Source organism: Pseudomonas sp. LRF_L74, assembly GCF_965644255.1.
Lineage (GTDB): Bacteria > Pseudomonadota > Gammaproteobacteria > Pseudomonadales > Pseudomonadaceae > Aquipseudomonas.
Genome location: NZ_CBFFRH010000040.1, coordinates 1 through 344 on the forward strand (window position 1 = coordinate 1; position 344 = coordinate 344).

At 60.2% G+C, this 344-nt stretch carries 3 tRNA genes; all 3 read left to right on the forward strand.

The window, feature by feature from the left end:
- The 3 genes from ACSZPK_RS26950 to ACSZPK_RS26960 all read left to right on the forward strand — a co-directional run bounded on the left by ACSZPK_RS26950 (nucleotide 1) and on the right by ACSZPK_RS26960 (nucleotide 344).
- Nucleotides 1-76 (forward strand) — tRNA-Glu (locus tag ACSZPK_RS26950).
- Nucleotide 77: 1 nt separating this feature from the next.
- Nucleotides 78-153, forward strand: a tRNA-Gly gene (locus ACSZPK_RS26955).
- A 115-nt stretch (nucleotides 154-268) separates the two neighbouring features.
- Nucleotides 269-344, forward strand: a tRNA-Glu gene (locus ACSZPK_RS26960).

Here is a 344-nt window from a genome sequence, read left to right on the forward strand (position 1 = left end):
GTCCCCTTCGTCTAGTGGCCTAGGACACCGCCCTTTCACGGCGGTAACAGGGGTTCGAGTCCCCTAGGGGACGCCACGCGGGAATAGCTCAGTTGGTAGAGCACGACCTTGCCAAGGTCGGGGTCGCGAGTTCGAGTCTCGTTTCCCGCTCCATTCAAGGGTCGATGGACATGTCCATTGCCTGTTGATCGAAGGCACATGGCGCCTTCTTTCATGACGATGGCAGAGCGCCCAGGCGCGCTGCATCGTGAAGTGTTGTAAAGGTTCTGTCCCCTTCGTCTAGTGGCCTAGGACACCGCCCTTTCACGGCGGTAACAGGGGTTCGAGTCCCCTAGGGGACGCCA